6 protein-coding genes are annotated in these 5,244 nt (G+C 69.7%); 2 read left to right on the top strand and 4 right to left on the bottom strand.

Annotated features, from left to right (window positions below; genetic code table 11):
* Positions 1 to 357, top strand: a 357-nt coding sequence (locus CVO76_RS15015) for a sigma-70 family RNA polymerase sigma factor (protein WP_208739965.1), incomplete at its 5' end; no start/stop codon positions are given.
* 16 nt (positions 358 to 373) lie between these two features.
* Entirely contained in the window at positions 374 to 1,246 is an 873-nt protein-coding gene (locus tag CVO76_RS15020; protein ID WP_208739966.1) for an anti-sigma factor, read from the top strand.
* A gap of 60 nt (positions 1,247 to 1,306) precedes the next feature.
* On the opposite strand, the gene CVO76_RS15025 is transcribed toward CVO76_RS15020, so the two are convergent.
* From CVO76_RS15025 to CVO76_RS15040, 4 genes are all read right to left on the bottom strand, one after another.
* Positions 1,307 to 2,059, bottom strand: a complete 753-nt coding sequence (locus CVO76_RS15025) for a PIG-L deacetylase family protein (RefSeq protein ID WP_244186015.1) — start codon at positions 2,057 to 2,059, stop codon at positions 1,307 to 1,309.
* Between the two features lie 2 nt (positions 2,060 to 2,061).
* Complete coding sequence (locus tag CVO76_RS15030) at positions 2,062 to 3,009, bottom strand: electron transfer flavoprotein subunit alpha/FixB family protein (RefSeq protein WP_208739967.1); 948 nt, start codon at positions 3,007 to 3,009, stop codon at positions 2,062 to 2,064.
* Between the two features lie 38 nt (positions 3,010 to 3,047).
* A complete protein-coding gene (locus CVO76_RS15035) occupies positions 3,048 to 3,875 on the bottom strand; it encodes an electron transfer flavoprotein subunit beta/FixA family protein (protein WP_208739968.1) in 828 nt (275 codons plus the stop codon).
* 162 nt (positions 3,876 to 4,037) lie between these two features.
* On the bottom strand, positions 4,038 to 5,244 hold a 1,207-nt coding region (locus tag CVO76_RS15040; protein WP_279628579.1), incomplete at its 5' end, for a S1C family serine protease.

The raw sequence follows: 5,244 nt of genomic DNA on the forward strand, positions 1-5,244 counted from the left end.
AATCCGGAGCTGGGCAGCCCGATGGCCTGGCTCATGACCCTCACGCACCGCCGTGCGGTGGACAAGGTACGTTCCGAGCAGAGTGCCACGGACCGGGAGGCCCGCTACGGCGCGGCCACCCAGACCATCGACCACGACGACGTCGTCGACACGGTCACGCAGCGGCTCGAGGCGGAGAGCGTGGTCCGGTGTCTGGACACGCTCACCGAGACGCAGCAGGAATCGGTGAGGATGGCCTACTACGGCGGGCTCACCTACCGCGAGGTGGCCGAGAAGCTCGGGGTCGCAGTGCCGACCATCAAGTCGAGAATCCGTGACGGATTGCTCCGACTCAAGACATGTTTGGGGGTGGCCTGAGATGCAGGACAGGGATATGAACAGACAATTCGCCGATGACCTCGCCACCGATCTGGCCCGCGGGCACCTCCTCGAGTGGGCCGAGCTGTACGCGCTGGATGCCATCAGCTCCGACGAACGCCGGATCATCGAGGCGTTCCTGGAGGGGACGGACCCCGCGACCAGCGCGACGTTCGCCGATCGCGTCCGTACCTGCCGGGAGACGGTGACCTCCGTCTACGCAGCGGGCGAGGTGGAACCGCCGGCGGATCTGTTCGAACGGATCGTCGCACAGCTCCCGGGAGCCGGGCAGTCCGGCGACGGATCAGCGGCCCCGACCGGTTCGCTCCCCCGACCGGGCCTGGCGGCCGTTCCGGGTCCCGGGGCCGAGGGGGTCCAGCAGGCGGAGCACGGCGCAGGCCAGGACGACCTCGCACGGCGTCGCGCCGCCAAGGCGTCGATGTCCTCCCGGGCCGGACGCTGGGTGGTCGCTGCGGCTGCAGCCGTGGTCATCGCCGTCGGTGGCGTCACGATCGCCCAGAACCTGGAGCAGACCACGGTCGAGCAGCAGGTGATGCAGGCGTCCGACGTCCGGACGGAGCAACTGACGCTGGCCGCCGGCGGCGTGGCCGACCTCGCGGTGTCCGGGGAGGAGAACGCGGCTGTCGTGACCCTCAGCGGTGTCCCGGCGCCGGCTGCAGGATTCGTCTACCAGATGTGGCGCATCCCCTCCGACGGGACGGCTCCGGTGTCGGTGGGAACCATGTCCGGTGAGGATGTCGCGGGAACCAAGGTCACCGAGCTCTCGGACATCGGCGGATTCAGCGCGATCGCCATCACCGTCGAACCCGAGGGCGGCTCGGCGACGCCGACGCTGCCGATCGTCGCGGAGATCCCGCTCGGAGCGTGATCCACCGACGCAGCAGGAGGGCCCCCGCCGATCGTCGCCGGGGGCCCTCCTGCTGCGGGACTAGAACCCGGCGATCGTCTCGTCGGTGTTGATACCCACGACGTGGAAGGACTCGGCGCTGCGCCCCTCCGGGAGGCCCCCGCGCCGGGCGTTCTCCCGGAGGATGTCGCGCACCCTTGCCTGCATCCGCTCCACGTCCGGGTGCTGGCTCCGGTGCGCCGTGATCGCGGCGACCTTGACGTCCTCCGAGCCGGTCACATCGACGAAACGGTTCTCGAGGTGCGCCGGTCCCCCGTAGAACCACAGCCACGGCACGCGGAAACTCCTGATTCCGGCCGCCTCGAGCTCGGGGTAGGCGAACGGGTTCTCCACGGCCGGGTAGACGGCCCTCGTGACGGCCTCACCGCAGGCGAGGTGATCCGGGTGGCTCTTCTGGATCCGGTCCCAGCTCCGCTCGGGATGCATCGACAGCACGATGTCGGGACGTACCTCGCGCATCCTCCGGACGATCGCGCGGATCACGGTGTCCGTGGGTTCGAGGTATCCGTCGGGTTGCCCCAGGAACGTGACATCGGTGACGCCGACGATCTCCGCCGCTGCGGTCTGCTCCTCACGGCGCCGGCCCGCGATGCCGGGACGGTCCTCCGCTGAGAAGCCGCCGGCGTCTCCGTCCGTGAGGATGCAGTAGCTGACGGACGACCCGGCGGCCGTCCAGCCCGCGATCGTCGCGGACGCCCCGAAGTCGATGTCGTCGGGGTGTGCCGCGAAGACCAGCACCCGCTCCGGAGCTGCCGGGTCACCGTTCCGGGTCACCGCTACAGGCCGCGCTTCCGGATCTCGTCGGTGGCCTGCGGCAGCACCGTGAAGAGGTCACCGACGATACCGAAATCTGCGATCTCGAAGACGGGCGAGTCGGCGTCCTTGTTGATCGCGACGATCACCTTGGAGGTCTGCATCCCTGCCTTCTGCTGGATGGCGCCGGAGATCCCCGCCGAGATGTAGAGCTGGGGCGAGACGGTCTTGCCGGTCTGCCCGATCTGGGCGGAATGCTCGATCCAGCCGGCGTCGGTCGCCGCACGCGAGGCACCGACCGCACCGCCCAGGGCATCCGCGAGCTCTTCGAGCGGGCCGAAGTTCCCGTTCACTCCGCGCCCGCCGGCAACGATGACGCGTGCTTCGCTGAGGTCGGGCCTGCCGCTGACCGGCTTGTCCACGCGCCCGGTGACCCGCGCCGCGGCCAGCGGCAGCTCCACGGGGATCGGTACCTCGCGGGGCGACGACGGCGGGCCGGCCTCGACGGCCTCGAAGCTGTTCGGCTTGACCGTCAGGATCGACACGTCCGTGGTCACCCGGCACTCCACCGTGTAGGACCCCGCGAAGTCCGACTTCGTGGCCGTGAGGTCACTGTCCAGCGCGACGACGTCGGTGATGACACCGGCCTCGAGCCGCACACCGAGCCGGGCGGCGATCTCCTTGGACTCGTAGGCGTTGCCCAGCAGCACGACCCCGGCACCGGAGGCACGCACGGCTGCCGCCAGGAATGCCGCCTTTCCCGCGACCAGCACCTCGGAGACGGCGGCGGTCTCGGGCCGGTAGTACTCCCGCACCCCGTAGGAGCCCACGCCGTCGAGGTAGGCCGGCCCGGCCTCGTCCGCGAGGGCGACCACCACCTCACCGAGCGAGGCCCCCAGGGACAGGATTTCGCGCTCGCTCTTGGCGAGGCTCGCTCCGGGGTGGTCGAGGAACACGAGGACGGTGGTCATGGGGATCTCCTGGACGGATCGGTCGTGCGGTCGGCGGACTAGAGGAGTTTCTGTCCCGCGAGGAAGTCGACGAGCCGGATGCCGGCATCGCCCTCGTCGGTGATGACGGTTCCCTGGCTGCGTGGCGGCCGTGGGGCAGCCGCCTCGACCTTCGTCCAGGACCCGGCGAAGCCCACCTCGTCCGGCTGCAGGCCGACGTCCGTGAGGGACAGGACCTGGATCTGCTTCTTCTTCGCCGCCATGATGCCCTTGAAGTTCGGGTAGCGGGGCTCGTTGATCTGGTCCGTCACGGACACGAGTGCCGGAAGGGGTGCCTCGATGGTCTCGGCGAACGTGTCGTTGTCGCGGCGGGCGGTGAGGCTCCAGCCGCCATCCTCGCGCGCCAGGTCGAGCGAGGCCGCGAAGGTCACCTGGGGCAGGGTGAGTCGCTCCGCGAGTTGCGCCGGCACCAGCGAGGTCTCCCCGTCGGTGGACGCCATGCCCGTCAGGACGAGGTCGAACGGGCCGAGGTGGCGCAGGAGCGCTGCCAGGGCCTTCGAGGTCGCCGAGGCGTCGGAACCCGTGAGCGCCTCATCCGTGAGGTGGACGCCGTCGTCGGCGCCGATCTGGAGGGATTTCTTGACCGCGTTCACCGCGGCGGCGGGCCCCATGGTGATGGCCGTGACCCGGTGGCCGCCGGTCGCGCCGCCGTTCGCCTCGACGAGCTGGAGCGCAGCTTCGAGAGCGTACTCGTCCAGTTCGGAGAGGATGCTCTCGGTCCGTACCGTGGTCAGGTCGTCCCCGCTGATGTGGCGGTCGAACTGAGCGTCGGGAACATGCTTCACCAGGACCGCGATGCGCAGTCCGCCTGCTGTGGCCTCGTCCATTGATGACCTTCCTCGTCCGGGGATCTTCCCATCGACTAGCTAACCATAGCGGGGTGACGCTTCCGGGCCCGGCGCTGCCTGCCGAGGTGCTGTGGACGCCCGGAAGGCGGCCCCGACACGGGACCGCCTTCCGGGTTGTCACCTGCTGCTCGTGGCTGGTCCCTACTGCGTCGGTACCTGCGCCAGGGTGATCTCCACGGTGCGGGTGTCCCCGTCCCGGATGACCTCCACCGGTACCTGCTGGCCGACCGTCTGGATCCGCACGGCCGCCGTCAGCGACTGTGGATCGCTGATCGGGAAGTTGCCCACCTTCGTGATGACGTCTCCGACCTGCAGGGAGGCTTCCTCCGCGGGCGACCCGGGCTCGACGGACTCGACGAGCGCACCGGACGAGAAGGTCGAGGTGGTCTGGGACCCGTCACCGGCCGACGGCGTGACGCTGACGCCCAGGAAGCCGTGCGTGGCCTCGCCGTCCGCGATGATCTCGTCGGCGATGCGCTCGGCGTAGTTGATCGGGATCGAGAAGCCCACACCGATGTTCCCGGTCGACTCGCCGGAACCGGCCGACGCGATCGCGACGTTCACGCCGATGATCTTCCCGTCCCCGTCCACGAGCGCACCGCCCGAGTTGCCCTGGTTGATGGCGGCGTCGGTCTGGATGACATTGAGGTAGATGGAGCCCTGGGACTGGGTCTGCTGCTCACCGGACCCACCGGGCGGCAGGAAGTTGAAACCCTCGCCGTCCTCGGACTCGGAGCTGTCCGGGGTCTCCTCCGGCACGGCCGAGGACGCCACGCTGATGGTGCGGTTGAGGGTGGAGACGATGCCGTCGGTGACGGTGCCGCTCAATCCGAGGGGAGCCCCGATGGCGATCGCGGTGTCTCCGACGTTCAGTTCGTCGGAGTTGCCGAGCGTGGCAGCCGTGAGGTCCGGGGCGTCGATCTTGATGACCGCGAGGTCGCTGAGGGGATCGGTCCCGACCACGGTCGCCGCGAAGACGCGGCCGTCGTTCAGCTTGACCTCCACCGTCGGGTCGGACACCTGTCCGCCGAGGGTCACCACGTGGGTGTTGGTGAGGATGTGCCCGTCCGTGTCGAGGATGATGCCCGAGCCCGAGCCACTGGCGCTGCCACCACTGACGGCGATCGTGACGACGCTCGGAGACGCCGTCACGGCCGCTCCGGTGATGGTGTTGACGTCGTCGGTGTTGTTCACCACGATCGACTCCGGCACGGACTGCGCGGTACCCGTGGGGCCGTCGTCGTCCAGTGCGTTGAAGCCGGCCGTCGCGACGCCACCGCCGATCAGCCCGGCGACGAGGGCCCCCGCGGCGAAGGTGGCGAGACCCACCCGCCTGCGGTCCTTCACC

The sequence above is a fragment of the Arthrobacter agilis genome (assembly GCF_002953615.1).
Taxonomy (GTDB): domain Bacteria; phylum Actinomycetota; class Actinomycetes; order Actinomycetales; family Micrococcaceae; genus Arthrobacter_D; species Arthrobacter_D agilis_B.